At 63.8% G+C, this 16,715-nt stretch carries 16 protein-coding genes and 1 tRNA gene; 8 read left to right on the top strand and 9 right to left on the bottom strand.

What is annotated here, in order from left to right:
* Window positions 1-34: 34 nt before the first annotated feature.
* A complete protein-coding gene (gene pgsA, locus LZ016_RS02050) occupies window positions 35-604 on the bottom strand; it encodes a CDP-diacylglycerol--glycerol-3-phosphate 3-phosphatidyltransferase (protein ID WP_241445518.1) in 570 nt (189 codons plus the stop codon).
* 163 nt (window positions 605-767) lie between these two features.
* Between pgsA and LZ016_RS02045 the strand changes: the two genes are divergently transcribed.
* Window positions 768-2,078, top strand: a complete 1,311-nt coding sequence (locus tag LZ016_RS02045; protein ID WP_241445517.1) for an MFS transporter — start codon at window positions 768-770, stop codon at window positions 2,076-2,078.
* A gap of 166 nt (window positions 2,079-2,244) precedes the next feature.
* Here LZ016_RS02045 and LZ016_RS02040 read toward each other — a convergent pair whose 3' ends face one another.
* Entirely contained in the window at window positions 2,245-2,418 is a 174-nt protein-coding gene (locus tag LZ016_RS02040) for a hypothetical protein (RefSeq protein WP_241445516.1), read from the bottom strand.
* 106 nt (window positions 2,419-2,524) lie between these two features.
* Window positions 2,525-4,168 (bottom strand): putative bifunctional diguanylate cyclase/phosphodiesterase, encoded by a 1,644-nt coding sequence (locus LZ016_RS02035; RefSeq protein WP_241445514.1) that lies wholly within the window; start codon window positions 4,166-4,168, stop codon window positions 2,525-2,527.
* 73 nt (window positions 4,169-4,241) lie between these two features.
* Between LZ016_RS02035 and LZ016_RS02030 the strand changes: the two genes are divergently transcribed.
* Window positions 4,242-4,652, top strand: a complete 411-nt coding sequence (locus LZ016_RS02030; protein WP_241445512.1) for an SET domain-containing protein — start codon at window positions 4,242-4,244, stop codon at window positions 4,650-4,652.
* On the opposite strand, the gene LZ016_RS02025 is transcribed toward LZ016_RS02030, so the two are convergent.
* A complete protein-coding gene (locus tag LZ016_RS02025) occupies window positions 4,580-5,881 on the bottom strand; it encodes a hypothetical protein (protein ID WP_241445510.1) in 1,302 nt (433 codons plus the stop codon). The genes LZ016_RS02030 and LZ016_RS02025 overlap by 73 nt on opposite strands.
* Window positions 5,882-5,935: 54 nt before the next feature.
* Between LZ016_RS02025 and LZ016_RS02020 the strand changes: the two genes are divergently transcribed.
* Window positions 5,936-6,823, top strand: a complete 888-nt coding sequence (locus LZ016_RS02020) for an iron-containing redox enzyme family protein (protein WP_241445509.1) — start codon at window positions 5,936-5,938, stop codon at window positions 6,821-6,823.
* Window positions 6,790-7,731, top strand: coding sequence for a methyltransferase (locus LZ016_RS02015; protein WP_241445508.1), 942 nt, complete (start codon window positions 6,790-6,792; stop codon window positions 7,729-7,731). The genes LZ016_RS02020 and LZ016_RS02015 overlap by 34 nt, the downstream gene beginning before the upstream one ends.
* Window positions 7,732-7,806: 75 nt before the next feature.
* Here LZ016_RS02015 and LZ016_RS02010 read toward each other — a convergent pair.
* The 3 genes from LZ016_RS02010 to rpsA form a co-directional block, all read right to left on the bottom strand.
* A tRNA-Leu gene (locus tag LZ016_RS02010) sits at window positions 7,807-7,893 on the bottom strand.
* Window positions 7,894-7,929: 36 nt separating this feature from the next.
* Window positions 7,930-8,226: an integration host factor subunit beta gene (locus LZ016_RS02005; RefSeq protein ID WP_241445507.1), complete on the bottom strand. Its 297-nt coding sequence runs from the start codon at window positions 8,224-8,226 to the stop codon at window positions 7,930-7,932.
* Window positions 8,227-8,335: 109 nt separating this feature from the next.
* The gene (rpsA, locus tag LZ016_RS02000) at window positions 8,336-10,048 is read right to left on the bottom strand and encodes a 30S ribosomal protein S1 (RefSeq protein WP_241445506.1); all 1,713 of its coding nucleotides are present in this window, start codon (window positions 10,046-10,048) and stop codon (window positions 8,336-8,338) included.
* Window positions 10,049-10,471: 423 nt separating this feature from the next.
* Between rpsA and LZ016_RS01995 the strand changes: the two genes are divergently transcribed.
* From LZ016_RS01995 to LZ016_RS01980, 4 genes are all read left to right on the top strand, one after another.
* Window positions 10,472-11,008, top strand: coding sequence for a hypothetical protein (locus tag LZ016_RS01995; protein WP_241445505.1), 537 nt, complete (start codon window positions 10,472-10,474; stop codon window positions 11,006-11,008).
* A 135-nt stretch (window positions 11,009-11,143) separates the two neighbouring features.
* Window positions 11,144-11,812 carry a TMEM175 family protein gene (locus LZ016_RS01990; protein ID WP_241445504.1) on the top strand — a complete coding sequence of 223 codons (669 nt, stop codon included), beginning with the start codon at window positions 11,144-11,146 and terminating at the stop codon, window positions 11,810-11,812.
* Window positions 11,813-12,776: 964 nt separating this feature from the next.
* Window positions 12,777-13,151, top strand: a complete 375-nt coding sequence (locus LZ016_RS01985; RefSeq protein ID WP_241445502.1) for a hypothetical protein — start codon at window positions 12,777-12,779, stop codon at window positions 13,149-13,151.
* 114 nt (window positions 13,152-13,265) lie between these two features.
* Complete coding sequence (locus LZ016_RS01980) at window positions 13,266-13,445, top strand: hypothetical protein (protein ID WP_241445499.1); 180 nt, start codon at window positions 13,266-13,268, stop codon at window positions 13,443-13,445.
* A 6-nt stretch (window positions 13,446-13,451) separates the two neighbouring features.
* Here LZ016_RS01980 and LZ016_RS01975 read toward each other — a convergent pair whose 3' ends face one another.
* Window positions 13,452-14,966, bottom strand: coding sequence for a putative bifunctional diguanylate cyclase/phosphodiesterase (locus LZ016_RS01975; protein WP_241445497.1), 1,515 nt, complete (start codon window positions 14,964-14,966; stop codon window positions 13,452-13,454).
* A 349-nt stretch (window positions 14,967-15,315) separates the two neighbouring features.
* On the bottom strand, window positions 15,316-16,572 hold the full coding sequence (locus LZ016_RS01970) for a DnaJ domain-containing protein (RefSeq protein WP_366512875.1): 1,257 nt from the start codon (window positions 16,570-16,572) through the stop codon (window positions 15,316-15,318).
* Between the last annotated feature and the right edge of the window lie 143 nt (window positions 16,573-16,715).

The following is a 16,715-nucleotide window of genomic DNA, read 5'->3' as shown; positions in this document are numbered from 1 at the left end:
GAAAATCGATTAGTGTCAGGTTCTCGTCAGAACCTCAGTCCATGTGCTTCAGGCCGACGCGCAGATAATCCCAGCCGGTGACGAGGGTGAGCGCCGCCGCGACCCAGAGGCAGCCGATCCCGGTGAGATGAATCCAGTGCTGCGCCGGGAAGGCTCCGCCGAGGATCAGGGCGCCGAGCGCGACGAGCTGGAAGGTCGTCTTCCACTTGGCGAGCGCACTTACGGGGACAAGCACCTTCAGTTCGGCCAGAAACTCGCGCAGGCCCGAAACCATGATCTCGCGCAGCAGGATGACGAGCGCCGGGATGACAGACCAATTCTCGATAATCGGCGCATCGCCGTCCGCCTTGCGGCTCGCCATCAGCATGACCAGCACCGCCGCGACCATGATCTTGTCCGCGATCGGATCGAGGAACTGCCCTAGCCGCGAAGTCAGCCCCTGCGCGCGCGCCAGGTAGCCGTCGAAATAATCGGTGATCCCGACGATGCAGTAGAGGACGAAGGTGATCGCATAGTCCCATGGCGCCGGCTTCCACAGAAGGAAGACGAGCAAGGGCACGGCGAGGATTCGCGACAGCGTCAGCAGGTTCGGCACGGACAACATTGGCAACCTGCTTAGCCAATGCGACGAATTGGCAAAAGTCATGGCGATCCTGCGCTTGTAGGAGGCGCGGCAGTCGCTAAGGGTTTTCGGCAATTGCGGCAGCCGAGGGCCCACCGGACCTAATGTTATTCACGCGGACTTTACCGTCGCCGCGAGCGTTCTGATGCAGGACTCTCTTCACCTCCTGCGAACCCGCCGCTTCCTGCCAATCTTCACGACGCAGTTCCTCGGCGCCTTCAACGACAACCTTTTCCGCACCTCGATGGTGCTGCTCGTCATCTACGGGATCTACCGCAATGCCGAGCAGGAGGCGACGTTCAGCGCCATCGCCGGCGGCCTCTTCATCCTGCCCTTCTTCCTGCTGTCGGCGCTTTCCGGCCAACTTGCCGACGCGCTCGACAAGGCGCGCATCGTCCGCATCGTGAAGAGCGTGGAGATCGCGATCATGATCTTCGGCGCGGCGGGCCTCCTGCTGCAGAACGTCCCGCTGCTACTCATCGCCCTGACAGCGATGGGTGTGCATTCGACCTTCTTCGGGCCGATCAAATACGCGATCCTTCCGCAGCATCTCACCAAGGACGAGGTGCTCGGCGGTACCGGACTCGTGGAAGCGGGCACCTACATCGCCATCCTGTGCGGCACGATCTTCGGCGGTCTTCTTGTGCATCAGAGATCCGACGGCAGCTATCATGCCGAGTGGGCGGCGGTCGGGGTGCTGGCGGTTGCGCTCATCGGCCGCGTCGCGGGCGGCTTCGTGCCCGCTGCTCCACCCGCCGACGATGCGGAAATTCCCGGCTACCCTCACCGTGGCATGGACTGGCACATCATTCGAGCCTCGGTGACGCTGGTCAGCGCGACTCTGCACGTACGCCGCCTCTTCCTTGCGATCCTCGCGATCAGCTTCTTCTGGGCGATGGGCGCCGTCCTCGCGGCCCAATTCCCGCCGCTCGTGAAGAACGTCTTCTACGGCGACCAGGGCGTCGCGACGCTGTTTCTCGCCGTTTTCTCCGTTGGCGTGGCCATCGGCTCCGTTGCCATCAACCGCATGCTGAAGGGCCGCGTGTCGGCGAGGTTCGCGCCCAGCTCAGCGCTGCTGATGGGCATATTCGTACTGTTGCTTTTCTGGCTTACCCGCAACTGGCCGGCGTCGACTGAACTCGTCACCTTCCGCGAATTCCTCCGCCACCCGCTGGCCTGGGCGGTCGTGCTGGACCTTCTCGGCGTTGCGATTGCGGGCGGCATGTTCGTCGTGCCGCTCTACGCATTCCTGACCACAACCGTCCCGAAGTCGGAAACGGCCCGCACGGTGGCCGCGAACAACATCGTCAATTCAGGCGCGATGGTGCTCGCGACGCTGATGCTGACCGGACTCGTGCTGGTGGGCTTCTCGGTCGCGCAGACCCTGTTCCTGGTTGCGCTCGGAAGCGTCATCGCGGCTTGGCTAGGCTGGAAGCTCCATTTGGCCTGCGATTAATGCATGGCCTGGTCTTGAGCGCAGTCAGAATGATCGTTTCCGATTAGCGGCTTGCCGCACCAAGAGCATTTTGCGCTCGGCGAAGTCAGCAATCGCCAAAACCTACGCAACATCATCGTCCCCCCAACTGAGGGGCCGATCTAGTAATCTTAGATTGGTCGAGCGGTCAGAGAATCAGGACCGAAACGAACAGGAATCCCGCAGCAAAGGTCGATGCGAACAGCTTCAGGTCGTCGCTGATTGCCCAGCTCGGCTCCTCGGGGCTGCCGAGGATGAATCCCGGGAAGCGCCTTCCGAAGAGGCGCGGGTCTAACGCAATCACAGGTTTCAGCATTCGCATGGCCAATTCTTAAAGTGGATTTAACCATGCGCACAACTCCACTTTCGACGCGCTTGCTCCGCCCGTTCCGTAACGGGACGCCCGGGAACCTGTCGTTGATTAGGGATTAAGCCGCGCGGGAAGGCGACTGAGAAGCCTGCGCTTCCGGCACGGCGGTGCGGCGGACGACCAGCTGGGCCGCCTGGTCCGCTTCCATCGGCTTGCCGAAGTACCAGCCCTGCCCGCTCGAGCAGCCGATGGCGAGCACGGCGGCATGTGCCGCTTCGTTCTCGATCCCTTCGACGAGGATCGGCACGTTCAGCGCATCGGCCAGCGTCACGACGGCACGAACGATGGCGGCGCTCTGGCCGCTCTCGTGAATGTTGGTCACGAACGAACGGTCGATCTTGATCAAATCGAACGGCAGCGAGCGCAGGTGCGACAGCGACGAAAAGCCGGTGCCGAAATCGTCCAGCGCCAGCTTCATCCCCTGGTTCTTGAGGCTGGTGACGATGGACTTGGCGAGGTCCATGTCGCCGAGCATCGAACTCTCGGTGATCTCGATGACCAGACGATCCGCCGGGAACGAGGTCTCGGTCAGGATGCGGACGATCCGTTCGGCTAGCCAGCCGTCCGCGAACTGCGTTGGCGAGATGTTGACCGAAATCTTGATCGACGGGTCCCAGTCCCGAGCAGCGAACAGAGCGGCTCGGATGACCTGCTCGGACAGCCGGTCCATGACCCCGATTTCCTCGGCGATCGGGATGAACTGGTCGGGGGAGATGAGGCCGCCGAGAGGGTGCCTCCAGCGCGCGAGAACCTCGAAACCGGTGATCTCGCAGGTCCTCAGATCCACCTGCGGCTCGAAGAAGGGCACGAACTGCTCGTGCTCGAGGCCGAAGCGGATGCCCTGCTCGATCTCCCCGTGCGCCATCAGCGCACGTTCCATCGCCGCGTCGAACCAGACCGGCCGTGCCGAGCGGCCCGTCTTCGCATGGTCGAGCGCGATATCAGCGCGGCGAAGGAGGTCGGGCACGCGAACGTCCTCGCAAGGCGCGAGGGCCATGCCGGCGAACGCGCCGACCTGGATCATTTTGCCCTCGATCTCGAATGGGCGGGTCACGGAGCGCAGCAGCGCTTCGATATGCTTCTGCGATTCCTCGCGAGTGTCAGCGGACGTTACGCTGGCAATTGCGAACTCGTCGCCGCCAATGCGGGCGATGACCGCCGGGCCCGGCACCTCCTTGAGGATGGTCGCCGAAATGCCGCGAAGCATGGCGTCGCCAACGTCGTAGCCGTGGCGGTCGTAGACGGAGCGGAATCGATGTAGCTGAAGCGAGATGATCAGCAGTGACAGGCCTGCCGTCGCCGCCCTGCCCCGCAAATCCTCGGTGCCGTCGGCGAAGCCCTTGCGGTTGAGCAGCCCGGTCACCGGATCGGTCGAAGCCGCAATTGCCGCGCGGCGTTCACCGTCGATGCGGCGCTCGGTCTCATGCTGCAGGTCGACGTAGCGCCGCCATCCGAACAGAAGCAGCGCGACGTTCAGCGTGAGAGCGATTGCAGCGACCTGGACGCCCGGGCCCAGCAGGATCTCCGCGCGGCTGATTTCGCGGAAAAAGGAAGTGCCGTTGCCGATTAGCAGGACGACGGCGGCAATGACCGTTCCAAGCACGACCCAGTCGTGGCGCGCGACATCGTTCGCGGCTCTGCCTGTAGAACTTTGCGGACGCTCCTCGGACACATGCTCGCAATAGCCCGACAAGATTAACAATTTGAGTTGTCCTTTGGCACCTCTGGGCACCTTTCCGCCCAGAGGCCGTTTACCTGCGCCGACGGAGTTGCGTATGTTGATGGTCAGGACGGAATTGCGCGCGAGCGACATCCACGGAATCGGCGTTTTCCTGGTCGAGCCGGTCCGGGCAGGACAACTGATCTGGCGGTTCGACAGCCGCATCGACCGCGTCTTCTCGGACGACGAGCTCGAAGACATGCCGGAGCTTCTGCAGAGCTTCCTGCGGACCTATTCCACGCTCCATGCCGATCTCAGGCTATGGGTCCTCTGCGGCGACAACGGGCGCCACTTCAACCATTCCGATGAGCCGAACACTCGCTCGCTCGGCATCGCGTTCGGCGATGACGTCGCGGCTTACGACCTGCCGGCGGGCACCGAGCTGACGAGCGACTATCGCACGATTTGCGATGCGATGCGGCTGGAGGGCATGGACTTTATCCAGCCCCAATCGGTCAACGCCTGAAGCTGCCACTTCGCGAGCTTGTCGCCGATGTCCTTGCGATAGCGCAGGTTCGGCGTCTGCACTTTGCTGGCGCGCTCGTAGGCCGCCGCTTGCGCGTCACCCACGGTAGGGCCCGTCCCCGTGACGACCGCCGTCCAGCCGTAGAGGCCTGACGTCACCAGCTGGTCCTGTTCCAAGCCGACCTCGCCCCAGTGAAGATGCTCGACCTCGACGCCGTCGACGATCAGCGGCAGCCCCACAGGCGCGTCCACTTCCTTGCGCGACAGTGGAAAGGGTGGCGTGCTGAGGACGACGCCGACCGAGAAGCCGGAGTGCGTGGGCAGGCGCTCGCCCGAACCCTGAGCCAAAGACTTCAGCAGTTCGCCCCAACCGATCGCCTGAAGCGGCTCCAGCACGGCAAACCCGGGGTATCCAAAGCGGCAGGTGAACTCGAGCGGCCAGATGCCCTCCGCGTTCACGATCATATTGAGGTTCACCCAGCCGACATGCTTCGCATCCGCAAGCTGGGGTTCGAGACGCGCCAGGGTGGCGTCGAACAAGGTGTCCGAATGATCGAACGTCGCCGCCGTACCCATCTCGCCGGTCAGCTCGCCGAGGTCACCGGCGAAGAAGTGCTTGTGCTCCCAGTCGAGGCAGGCAGGGCGCAGGAAGTGCGATCCGTTGAAGAAAGCGCCAACGCCGATCTCGATACCTTCGACATGATCCATCAGGATGAAGGCGCCGCTCGGCGGCTTAATTCTGAGATAGGCGGCGATGTCCCGACCGTCGGAAAGAACTCCGACCAAAGTCTCGCCGGCCGAAGCGCTCAGCTTCAGAACGCATCGCCGTGGTCGTTTCGCGAGGTCGGAGATTGCAGTCTCCGCGCCTGTGAACTCCTTCGTGGGCGCGATCTGCTGTCCGAGGTCGGACAGGAGCTGCTGCGCAAACGCTCGGTCGTTCTCCAGGCGGTCGCCGAAAGCGCTGCCGCCCACGACATTGAACCCTCCGACGCGAAGCTGGTCCTGAAGCTCGCCGAAACCGATCGCCTCGAACAGGAGGAGCCCGTCGGCCCCAGCCTCGCGGATCCATTCCAGGTCCGCTCGCCAATCGTCCGAGCGCGGGACAATTCCCGCCATCGTGCCGGACGCAAGCGGATTGGAGATGCTGACCTTGACCTCATGCCCCTCGCCGAGAAGGCGCCGGTAGAGGGACCCGAGGTCGCAGGTTTCGGTGATGCCTAGTACGCGCACAGGCCGCTGCTAGCGCACGGAACCGCCTGACATACAAGGCAGTTTCCGCATTGCATGGCGACAGTCTTCAAGTGGCGTAGCGAAGAGCCGGAGATCTTCAGCGAGGATGTGCAGCACCGGCTCGCCCGATGGAATCGGGAGCGCCTCGCGCCGCGCCTCCCGGACGCCGATCGCGAACGGCGGCTCGCGAACGACGTCGAGATGCTGAATCTGGAGGACAGCTTCCTCGAGGCGCTGCGCCGCGACGTAAGCCAGGAAGCGTCCAGGGCGCCATCGGATTCCGAAGGTTTCGTCGCCTGGTTCGAAAGCCTGAAACAGCATGGGCCCGGACAGGGCGACCCCTTGTTCCCGTGGCTTGCCGAACGCGCGACGCTCGATGAGATGCGCTGGTACCTGCAGCAGGAAGCGGCCGGGGAAGCGGGCTTCGACGATTTGACGGCGCTGACGCAGATCAAGCTGCCGACCCGCATCAAGCTGGAGCTCGCACGCAACTATTGGGACGAGATGGGCCGCGGCAACGAGAAGGGCATGCACGGCCCTATGCTCGAACGGCTGACGGTCGCGCTGGGCATTCGTCCGACGATCGAGGGGACTTGCTGGCAGAGCCTCGCGCTGGCGAACGCCATGACGGCCATGGCGACGCGCCGCGACTACGCGTGGCACGCGCTCGGCGCGCTGGGCGTCATCGAGCTCACAGCTCCCGATCGCTCGGCCGCAGTTGCGGCAGGCCTCAAGCGTCTCGGCGTTGCGGCAAAGGCCCGAACCTATTTCGATCTCCACGCCACGCTGGACGTGAAGCACAGCGCCGCATGGAATGCGGAAGCCATCGCACCCGCAGTCGCCGAAGACCCGGCCCGCGCCCAAGCGATCGCCGAAGGTGCGCTGATGCGGTTGCAGTGCGGCGCACGATGCTTCGATCACTACCGCCGCGAGCTCTGGTGAAGCGCGACGCAGCGCTCGTCGAGCTGCTGCATTTCCTCCGGCTCTACGCCTATCAGTTCACGACCGTAACGCCCGCGACGCACGAATGCGTGCTGTCGTCGGAGTGCACGGGTCCCCCGACCCTCCGCGATATCTTCGGCTGGAACAGGCCGTTTGGCCCGAACGAAATAGAACCGGTGCTTCTGCAGCTGCTCGAACAGGCAGAAGCGCTAGAAAGGGACGGATCGGGCAAGCTGGTCTGCCGCATCCGCGTGGCCAGCCTCGACGACCAGCTCTTCGTCCATTCGGGCTATCCAACCGACGAGAAGGACGCCGTCTTCTTCGGCCCCGACACGTATCGGTTCGTGGGGTTCGTAAAGCGGCAACTCCCGTCCCTCCCGGCGCCGCGACACATCGTCGACATGGGCGCTGGATGCGGCAGCGGCGGGATCGCAGTGAGCGCGCTCTTCCCGGACGCGAAGGTCTCGCTCGTCGACGTGAACCCGGAGGCGCTTTCCTTGGCGGAGGTCAACGCGGCCGCCGCCGGTGCGTCGGTGGAGACTCGTTGCTCGGACCGACTGCCGGAAGGCGCGGACCTGGTCATCGCCAACCCGCCCTACCTGATGGACTCTACGGAGCGTCAGTATCGCCACGGCGGCGAGCTCCTGGGCGGCGCGATCGCTCTCGACTGGCTGCGCCAGGCGCTGGACAAGCTCACACCCGGAGGAACGATGCTGCTCTATACGGGGGCGGCCTTCGTCGACGGCCGATCCCCGCTACTCGTGGCGCTGAAATCCGACTGCAACGCCGCCGGCGCGCAGATCACGATCGAAGAGATCGATCCGGATGTGTTCGGTGAGGAGCTGAAGCACGACGAATATCGCGACGTAGAGCGTATTGCGGCGGTCGGTGTGCGTGCGACGCGCTGAGGATGCGCGCTCGCCCTCCGCCTCGCTACGGGATCGTTGTCCTCGGCATGCCCCCGGCATGCCTGCAGGCAGCGATGGTGCGGACGGTGGGAATCGAACCCACACTCCCGTTACGGGAAGAGGATTTTAAGTCCCCAGCGTCTACCGTTCCGCCACGTCCGCATTTGCCAGCCGCGGCGACGGTAGTGCTGCCCCGGCTTACTCGGCGGTAACCTCGCTTAAGTTTAGCCGCTCGCGCATTTCCTTGCCCGGCTTGAAATAGGGGACGCGCTTGGCGTTCACCGAGACCGGATCGCCGGTGCGCGGGTTGCGCCCGACACGGGCGTCGCGCTGGCGGGTTGAAAACGCACCGAAGCCGCGCAGCTCGACACGGCCGCCCTGGGCCAACTGCTCGGTGATGGAATCAAACAGGGCGCCGACAACGCCTTCCACTTCACGCTGGGTAAGGTCGGGAAAGTCGCCGCAGAGTTTCTGCACCAGTTCCGAGCGAATCATCTCATCCCCGCAAGAATCATATTCGTTTTGACGATGCCTCTCCCCCAAGAAGCGCGGTCAAGCTGTCAGAAAGGATGGGGCGGCGCAAGTGTCGCCGCCCCTTACACACTTACTTCTTCGACGAAGCGGCCTTTTCCTTCAGCGCGGCGCCGAGGATGTCGCCGAGCGAAGCGCCCGAATCCGACGAGCCGTACTGCGCAACTGCCTGCTTTTCTTCGGCAATCTGCAGCGCCTTGATCGAGAAGTTCGGCTTCTTCGACCGGTCGAGACCGGTGATCATCGCGTCGAACTTCTGGCCGACCTGGAAGCGCTCCGGACGCTGCTCGTCGCGGTCGCGGCCAAGGTCGGTGCGCTTGAGGAAGCCGGTCGGGCCATCGTCGCCGACCTGAACCTCAAGACCGCCGTCCTTCACCTCGAGAACGGTGACGGTGACGACTTCGCCCTTCTTGGCGCCGCTGGCCGCACCCGCGGCCGAAACGCCGCCGCGCTCAAGCTGCTTCATGCCGAGGCTGATGCGCTCCTTCTCGACGTCGACGTCGAGCACCTGCGCCTGGACGGTTTCGCCCTTGCGGTGCAGCTGGAGAGCTTCCTCGCCCGACACGCCCCAGGCGATGTCCGACATGTGGACCATGCCGTCCACGTCACCGTCGAGGCCGATGAACAGGCCGAACTCGGTCGCGTTCTTGACTTCGCCTTCGACGGTCGAGCCGACCGGGTGCTTCTGCGCGAAGTCTTCCCACGGGTTCGCCTGGGCCTGCTTGAGGCCGAGCGAAATCCGGCGCTTCTCCTCGTCGACCTCGAGCACCTTCACTTCGACTTCCTGCGAAGTGCTGACGATCTTGCCCGGATGGACGTTCTTCTTGGTCCAGCTCATCTCGGACACGTGGACGAGGCCCTCGATGCCCGCTTCCAGTTCCACGAAGGCGCCATATTCGGTTATGTTGGTGACACGGCCCGAGAACACGCCGCCGACCGGATACTTGGCCGCCGCGCCTTCCCACGGATCCGTCTCGAGCTGCTTCATGCCGAGGCTGATGCGCTGCGTCTCACGGTTGATGCGGATGATCTGCACCTTCACCGTGTCGCCGATGTTCAGAACCTCGCTCGGGTGGTTGACGCGCTTGTAGCTGATGTCGGTCACGTGCAGCAGGCCGTCGATGCCGCCGAGGTCGACGAACGCACCGTAGTCGGTGATGTTCTTGACCACGCCGTCAATGACCTGGCCCTCGGCGAGGCTCTGGATGAGGCCGCTGCGCTGCTCGGCGCGGGTCTCTTCCAGGATCGCGCGGCGGGACACGACGATGTTGCCGCGGCGGCGGTCCATCTTGAGGACCTGGAACGGCTGCGGGATTTCCATCAGCGGGCCGACGTCGCGGACCGGACGGATGTCGACCTGGGAACCCGGAAGGAACGCCACGGCGCCGCCGAGGTCGACGGTGAAGCCGCCCTTCACGCGGCCGAAGATCACGCCTTCGACGCGGTTGCCGGCGGAAAACTCCCCTTCCAGCTTGTCCCAGGCAGCTTCGCGGCGGGCGCGGTCGCGCGACAGCATCGCTTCGCCCTGCGAATTCTCGACGCGATCGACGAAGACTTCGACTTCATCGCCCACGGAGATTTCCGCCTTCTGGCCCGGCGCTGCGAACTCGCGCAGCGGCACTCGACCTTCGGACTTGAGGCCCACGTCGATCACCGCGAGGTCGTTCTCGATCGCGGTCACCTTGCCCTTGACGACCTTGCCCTCAAAAGCCTCGTTCTCTCCGCCGAGGGACTGGTTGAGGAGCTCCGCGAAATCGTCGCGGGTCGGAAATGCCGTGGTTGCCATAAAGTTGGTTGTCTCTCTGTAATCGTGGCCTGCCGCGGGACCGCCACCATGGCGAGCCTTCACATGCGGACCTGGTTCAATGCACTGCCGCAGCGGCACCATGCCGGAACGGCGTCCTTGGGGGTGGTTCGTTCTGAGGACACCCCGTCATGCAAAAAGCGCGTATCGGCGCCGGACCTTTCCGATGCACCGAACGCGCTCGCCAATTGAGACGGGCTGTCCAGAGGGGATCACCGCCCGCCGGACGGCTGCGCCCTTAGACTAGAGGGGGTTTGGAGGCAAGCAGGAAGCCCTTGACGCCCTCAGTTGCGACGAGGCGGTGGCGTCACGATGATCAGCTTCGCGTAGCCCGCTCCGATCCACGAGCGTTGCAGAGTTGTTTAATTTGCGTTAACTACGCTTGAGTACAGGAAGGGGGCTTCCATGCGCGTTGTTGTTTCGCTTGTTGCGTCCGCAGCACTCTTGTCCGGCTGCGCCACCTCACCCACCAAAATCTCTGCAGCGTACGTCTCACCAACCACGTATCAGAATCTCACCTGCCACCAGATCGACACTGAGATCATGGCAGTCGATACCAAGGCGAACGAGCTCTACCACCGACTGAAGCGGCGATCGAGCAACGATAGTTGGGCCATGGGCGTCGGCTTGCTCGTGGCTTGGCCCGCTCTGTTGTTTCTGTCGGGCGGCAATGGGCCCCAAGCGGGTGAATATGCCTCGCTCAAAGGGCAAAAAGACGCTCTCATCGAAGCTCGCAGGCATTGCGAGGACGTACAGGGCACCCGGACTTTGGCGGGCGACATTCCAGGCACGCTTCATTACGGCCGCGTCACTCTGGTGCCGGCCACCACACCTTCAGGCATGTGCATCATTGCCCCAGCGGACTACGTCGGAACGGGCGCGAAGAATATGCCCGCGGTCACAACGACGATGCCGCGCTGCGACAGCTTTGCGTCGCGGTAATACGTAAAGCTTTGTGCTCGCTAGCGGCAGCTTTCGACCCAAAGTTGCCGCTAGCTCAGTGGCAGCTTTCGACCCAAAGCAGACTCTCAGATAAGCTCGGCTCCGCGAGTTGCGCTGACGGGATAGGATAGACTCATGCTGAGAACATTGGGGGCCGTCCGCGGCCTGAGGCGCCTTGAGGGCTTCAGCGATGCGGTCTTCGCGATCGCGCTCACCTTGCTGGTCGTCGAAATCCAGCCGCCGGGCTCTCCCGACGGGCCGGCGGTGGGCCCTAGCCTATGGCTCGCCATCGCCGCACAGTGGCGCGAGCATCTTGCTGTGCTGGTCTGCTTCCTCGCGATTGGCGTCTACTGGCTCCAGCACCACCATGTCGGCCGCATCTACGTCCACAGCGACCACGCCTTCGGGGCAATCAACCTCGGCTTCCTGATGGGGGTCATGTCAATCCCCTATCCGGTCCGCATCTGGGCCTACAATGTTGGGACCCAGCACGAGGCCGAGGCGAGCCTCGTGCTCACGATCGGACTCATGGTGCCGGCTTTGTTCTGGATGGGAAAATGGCTGTATGGCCGGCCACGGACGATCATGGACGAGCGGCTCGCACCCGATTTCCTCCGCCAAATGACCTGGCGGTATTCCACCGCAGCCCTGCTCACCGTTGCCGCCGTGCCGCTGGCGCTGGTCGCGCCGAGGGCCGCGGTCGTGCTCACATTATCAGTCCTGCTTTATTTCCTGCTCCCCCAGCCCAGCCCCCGGTATCGTCCAGGCATGGAGCCGGAGGAGACGAAGGTGAGCACGGAATAAGGGAGCGGCCCGCCGCCCGGCGGCCAAGGAGAGCGACGATGCTGCCAATCGCGGCAGTTCCGAGCCGCCGCGAATGTCTGCTTTCCTCCCAAAGTTGCCGCTAGCCCAGTGTCCGCTTTCGACCCATTGCGGACATAGGCTCGCGGCGATTGTGCCGATTGCAAATCATCGTGGCAGCTAATTCATTGCGCTAAATGCACGAGGTGGCGTAGCGAGACTCATCGTCGACGAGGTTCCAGCGAGTCGGCGAATGAGAGACAAATGAGAGCTCCCGCTATGTAGGAGCCTCATCATGCCCAACGACCATTCCTATTTGGATGACTGATCCTTTTGAAGGCTTGTCGCGTGGCGAGCGACAGATCGTGACGATGATCGCTGTAGCCATCGCGAACGGCGAGCTTCTACCTCACAATCGCCATGGCCCCCTTGCGGCGCGGCGTGTTTTCGAGGCGCTGAGGACGGCTTGCATCCTGAAATGAAGGGTTCGTCTGACCAATCACTGGTCCGCCGCTGAAATGTCAGCTTTCCACCCATTCCTGCCATTAGCTAAATGGCCCTAGAAGCCGTCACGGGAGTAAATCCCGTGACGTCGGACGCGTCTCGCGGCGCGGCTTAGGCCGCTTGTTCGCGCGCCGGCCGGCGCTCGCCGTCTCTACGCGCTGCTTCCCGATTGCTCCGCAATCGCTCAGCTGCGCTCGGCAGTTCGTGCTGTCCTACACCCCCCTTTTTGTGACTTACCCTGCCGAATGAGCAGGAAATTCGCCCGCAACGACTTCTCCCGGCAACGCACCGCCCGCTCCTCCCCACCCCTCCCCCACGCTGCTCGCGCGTTGAGGAGTGAACTTAGCGAACTTCGGCGCCTGGCTGGAAACCGCGCGGCACAGTCAACTTGGTCAACTTCCCCTACGCAGGAATCCAACAACGCTCACAAAAGCTTGCAAAATAGCCGTGCAACCGATTCACTATGGTCGAGCGTTACGGCATCTCGGGTCGCAACGTGTCAGAGGGGACGCGCATGAAGGTGCCGGTGCTTGCCGTGGCCTGTGTGCTGGCCGGCTTGTCCGCGCCGGCCTCCGCCAAGCTGCCGCCGCTCCGCGACCCCGTCTTCCTCAACATCGGCTTCGTCTGCCAGTGGGAGAATAACTGCATCTCCAGGCAGCAGAAGGCCATGAAGCGATCGCTCGCCTACGTGAAGAAGACCGACCCGCCCGACTGGAAGATCCACCTGTGCAACCGCAACGCCTCGCGCGGGCATTCGCGCACCGACTGGATCGGCTACGAGCATTGCATCCGCAACCCCGGCCTCCGGCCCGCGTCCGCATCCTCACGCCGTCGCTAAGCCGTTATGTTCTTGGGGCGAATTTTCAAAAAGTAGGGTTTGGTTAACCATTGGGGACCAGTGTCGAAATGGGCCGCGAGACCGAGGTCGTGTCGCCCAAATCGGAGAGTATCGGTGCCCTATTACAGGCTCTACTTCGTCGACCGCCGCGGGCGGTTCGGGCGCGTCGAAGGCTTTGCCGCCGAAGACGACCAGCGCGCAGTCGAGCGCGCGGAGGAGCATGGGGAGGCACTGAAGGAACTCTGGTGCGCCGGGCGCCGCGTACGGCAGTGGGGCCAGGAAAAGGCCGCCTGAACCGCCTTACCAGCCGCTACGGCGAAGCTTCGGCTGGGGTGGCTCTTCGGCCTCGGGCAGCGAACCGCCCTCGCCGCGCTCGCGCATCTCCAGGAAGGTGCGCACGGTGTCGGCGGAAAGCGGACGGCCGAACAGCCAGCCCTGCCCCTCCGAGCAGCCATATTTGCCAAGCTCGTTGCGGACGTGCTCTGACTCGATGCCTTCCGCCGTGATCGGGACGTTGAGCGTGTGACCCAGGCTGGTGATCGTGTTGACGATCGCGGCGGTCTGCTCGCTCTTCACGATGGTGCTGATGAAGCTCTTGTCGATCTTGATGCGATCGATGGGCAGCGTGTTCACCTGCGACAGCGAGGCGTAGCCTGTGCCGAAGTCGTCGAGCGAGATGCTGACGCCCACGTTCTTCAGGCTGCGGATGGTTGCGATGACCTGATCGCGGTCCTCGAGCAGCGATCCCTCGGTGATTTCGACTTCCAGCCGGTTGGCCGGAAAGCCGCCCTCGGTCAGGATCTTCATGATCTGCGCGGCGAGAGAGGCATCGCGGAACTGCACCGGCGAGATGTTGATCGCCAGCTTGAGATGCGCGGGCCACGACCGCGCCTCGACCAGCGCCTGCTCGAACACGCTCATGGTCAGCGGGCCGACCAGGCCGGTCTTCTCGGCGACATCGATGAAGCGCTCGGCCTCCAGGAATCCGCGGCTTGCGGACCTCCAGCGAGCGAGCGCTTCGAACCCGACAAGCTCGCGGGTCTCGAGATCGATCAGCGGCTGGAAGAAGGGAATGAACTCGCCGCGTTCCACGCCGCGGCGGATGTCCTCCTCGAACTGGACCCGGTCGGTCAGCTCGCGCTCCAGCTCCGGATCGAACCAGGCGTGGCAGTTCCGGCCGGCGCGCTTCGCGGCATAAAGCGCCACGTCGCTTTCGTGGAGGATGTCCTCCTCGCGCTGATACTTGCGGATTTCGGCCAGGCCGATCGACGCCGATACGAACGCCTGGGCCGAGCCAAGATGAACCGGAAGGGCGAGACGCTCCAGCACGCTTCTGGCCACCGTTTCTGCCTCGCCCGCCGTCGAATCTTCGAGCAGGATGGCGAACTCGTCCCCGCCGATGCGGGCGCAGCAGGCGCGCTCCGGCGAGACGTCGACTAGAATGTCGGCGACGTGCTTCAGCAGGTGATCGCCCGCGAGATGGCCGTGAAGGTCGTTGACGCGCTTAAAATGGTCGAGGTCGAGCAGCAGCAGGGCCCCGCTCTTCTTCCACTCGATCGTTTCCGACAGGGCCCGCATCAATTCGCGACGATTGGCCAGTCCCGTGGTCGGGTCGGTGTTGGCGTTCTTCCGAGCGAGCTGCTCAGCCCGCTCATACGCCTGAAGGGCCTCGCGAAGGTCCTTCGAACGGCGCCAGCCGAACAGGATGATCGCGATGTTCAGCAGGAAGGCGACCGTCAACTCAGAGTCGGACGCCTGAAAGGGCACGTTCTCGAACGCGGCGGGCAGCACCTGGCTGCCCAGCGCGACGAACAAGATGATAGCCGCTGCGGTCGCACAACTCGTGATGAGGTGGCTACTCGCAATACGAACGACTTTGCTGGTTGCCCCCTGCATGTCCCGCCCACTCGAATTTCTGTCCAGCGCAAGGGTTTACGCAACATAGGTGAAGATTCTGCTACCTCAGCGAGCAGTTGTCGCGGTAGGAAATTACCTATTGCAGATAGGGAACAAATAGGGAACAGTCGACTGCTGAGTCGCCTCCCGCGCCTCGCAAGGAGTGGATTCCGTGCTCGTTCTCGATCCCCCCGCAGTGCTCGCTCTCGCTGCCCTGATCACCTCCCTTTCCGCGCTCGTCTGGGCGGTGCGGAGGAAGCCGTGACGCCTACTGCGAGCGCCGCCGCATGATATCGCCTACCTCCCGAAGCCGCGACACATAAGCGCTCGTCAGGCAGGAATCGGAACGGCAGGCATTGCGGCGATCGAGGAACTGATCACGCGTGTTGGAGAGCGACGTCCGCTTCGAGGCGTCGGCCTCCGCCCAGGACTGGCGGTAGAGCAGCGCCAATTGGCGATCTAGGCCTGTCAGGTTGCTGTTGTTGCACACTGCCTTGTCCGCCCATCCGCTGAGCGTGCGGCAGTGCGGGCTTGAGAGGTCGGCCGGAGCCGATGGTGCCGTCTTGGCCGTCTCGACAGGAGCGGCAGCGGAAGACCGCTTCGCGGACGCAACTTCCACCACCTTGCCGCTCGTCTCTGGAAGCTTCCCTGGGCGGACCACCCGCGGGGGTGAAGGCTTCGACAGGGCGATCTCCTCCGGCTTGACGTCTTCTTCCGAAATCTGCTCCCGCGGCGGCGGGCCGGCCGTGGCCAGCGAGCGCACCAGCCCGCTGGCTCCCGACAGGCTCGCTAGCCTGAAGCCTTTGTCGGCCGTGCGCAGAAGACCGAACGCAACTTCTCCGTTGAGGTTGGTCCGTCCGCCCTCGACCACCACTCCCGGCGGGAGGTTGACGGAAAGCCAGCCGCTGCAGCCGACGGCGTCGATGCCGCGGTCGCCTCGAGCCGTTGGAGAATCCAGGCGCACGCTGGCGCTGTTGCCAACGGCCTGAAGCATCTCCCCATCCGCATCGCGAAGACGTCCGGCTTGGCGCACGAGCTCCGCTCGAATGAGCCGAGGTACGGAAGGATCATCGCAAGACGCCGCATCGGCAGCTTGCGCCTTCGATGCCGCTGCTTCGCGCATCCTGTTCGCCGAGCCCGCCCGTTGCTGGCCGGCTTCAGCCAATGTGTCCGGAGGCAGCACGCCGATCGGCGGCGAGATCGCGATGGCCGTGAGCGCGACAGCCAGAGTACCGAGGGCAAGAAGGCCGGCGGGGCCGGGAATGTATCGGGAGAGCCCACGCCGCTTATCCGGTTCAGTCTTGATGAGGCGCTGAGCGGCCAGCGAACCGTCGTAGCGCGCCCTCTTCTCGGGATCGCTCAGGACAGCGTAGGCGGCGTTGATCGCGGCGGCGCGCTGCGACGCTTCGCTGCTGGGATCGGCGTCGGGATGATAGCGGCGCATCAGCGCGCGATAGGCGGCGCGGATCACGACATCCTCGGATGCCGGCGTCACTCCCAAGACTGAGTAATAATCCCGTGCCACCACCGGGTGCCCGCAACCTGCCTTCGCCAGCCACGATTTTTGAGGCCTGTTAGTCAGTTAGCGCAAGTGCTTCCGTTTCGGAATCGCTGTCTCAAATCGCGGCAGTCAGGGTTCACCCGGAACTTGCGGTTTCCCTGTCTCGT

Origin of the sequence: Sphingomonas telluris, assembly GCF_022568775.1 — a bacterium.
In the GTDB taxonomy this organism is placed as follows: domain Bacteria; phylum Pseudomonadota; class Alphaproteobacteria; order Sphingomonadales; family Sphingomonadaceae; genus Sphingomicrobium; species Sphingomicrobium telluris.
This window is presented reverse-complemented; position numbering and strand designations above follow the sequence as displayed.

Excerpts from the sequence above, each read along its gene's own strand:
- pgsA (WP_241445518.1), bottom strand. The coding sequence starts at position 604 with ATGTTGTCCGTGCCGAACCTGCTGACGCTGTCGCGAATCCTCGCCGTG.
- LZ016_RS02045 (WP_241445517.1), top strand. The coding sequence starts at position 768 with ATGCAGGACTCTCTTCACCTCCTGCGAACCCGCCGCTTCCTGCCAATC.
- LZ016_RS02040 (WP_241445516.1), bottom strand. The coding sequence starts at position 2,418 with ATGCGAATGCTGAAACCTGTGATTGCGTTAGACCCGCGCCTCTTCGGA.
- LZ016_RS02030 (WP_241445512.1), top strand. The coding sequence starts at position 4,242 with ATGTTGATGGTCAGGACGGAATTGCGCGCGAGCGACATCCACGGAATC.
- LZ016_RS02020 (WP_241445509.1), top strand. The coding sequence starts at position 5,936 with ATGGCGACAGTCTTCAAGTGGCGTAGCGAAGAGCCGGAGATCTTCAGC.
- LZ016_RS02015 (WP_241445508.1), top strand. The coding sequence starts at position 6,790 with ATGCTTCGATCACTACCGCCGCGAGCTCTGGTGAAGCGCGACGCAGCG.
- LZ016_RS02005 (WP_241445507.1), bottom strand. The coding sequence starts at position 8,226 with ATGATTCGCTCGGAACTGGTGCAGAAACTCTGCGGCGACTTTCCCGAC.
- rpsA (WP_241445506.1), bottom strand. The coding sequence starts at position 10,048 with ATGGCAACCACGGCATTTCCGACCCGCGACGATTTCGCGGAGCTCCTC.
- LZ016_RS01995 (WP_241445505.1), top strand. The coding sequence starts at position 10,472 with ATGCGCGTTGTTGTTTCGCTTGTTGCGTCCGCAGCACTCTTGTCCGGC.
- LZ016_RS01990 (WP_241445504.1), top strand. The coding sequence starts at position 11,144 with ATGCTGAGAACATTGGGGGCCGTCCGCGGCCTGAGGCGCCTTGAGGGC.
- LZ016_RS01985 (WP_241445502.1), top strand. The coding sequence starts at position 12,777 with ATGGTCGAGCGTTACGGCATCTCGGGTCGCAACGTGTCAGAGGGGACG.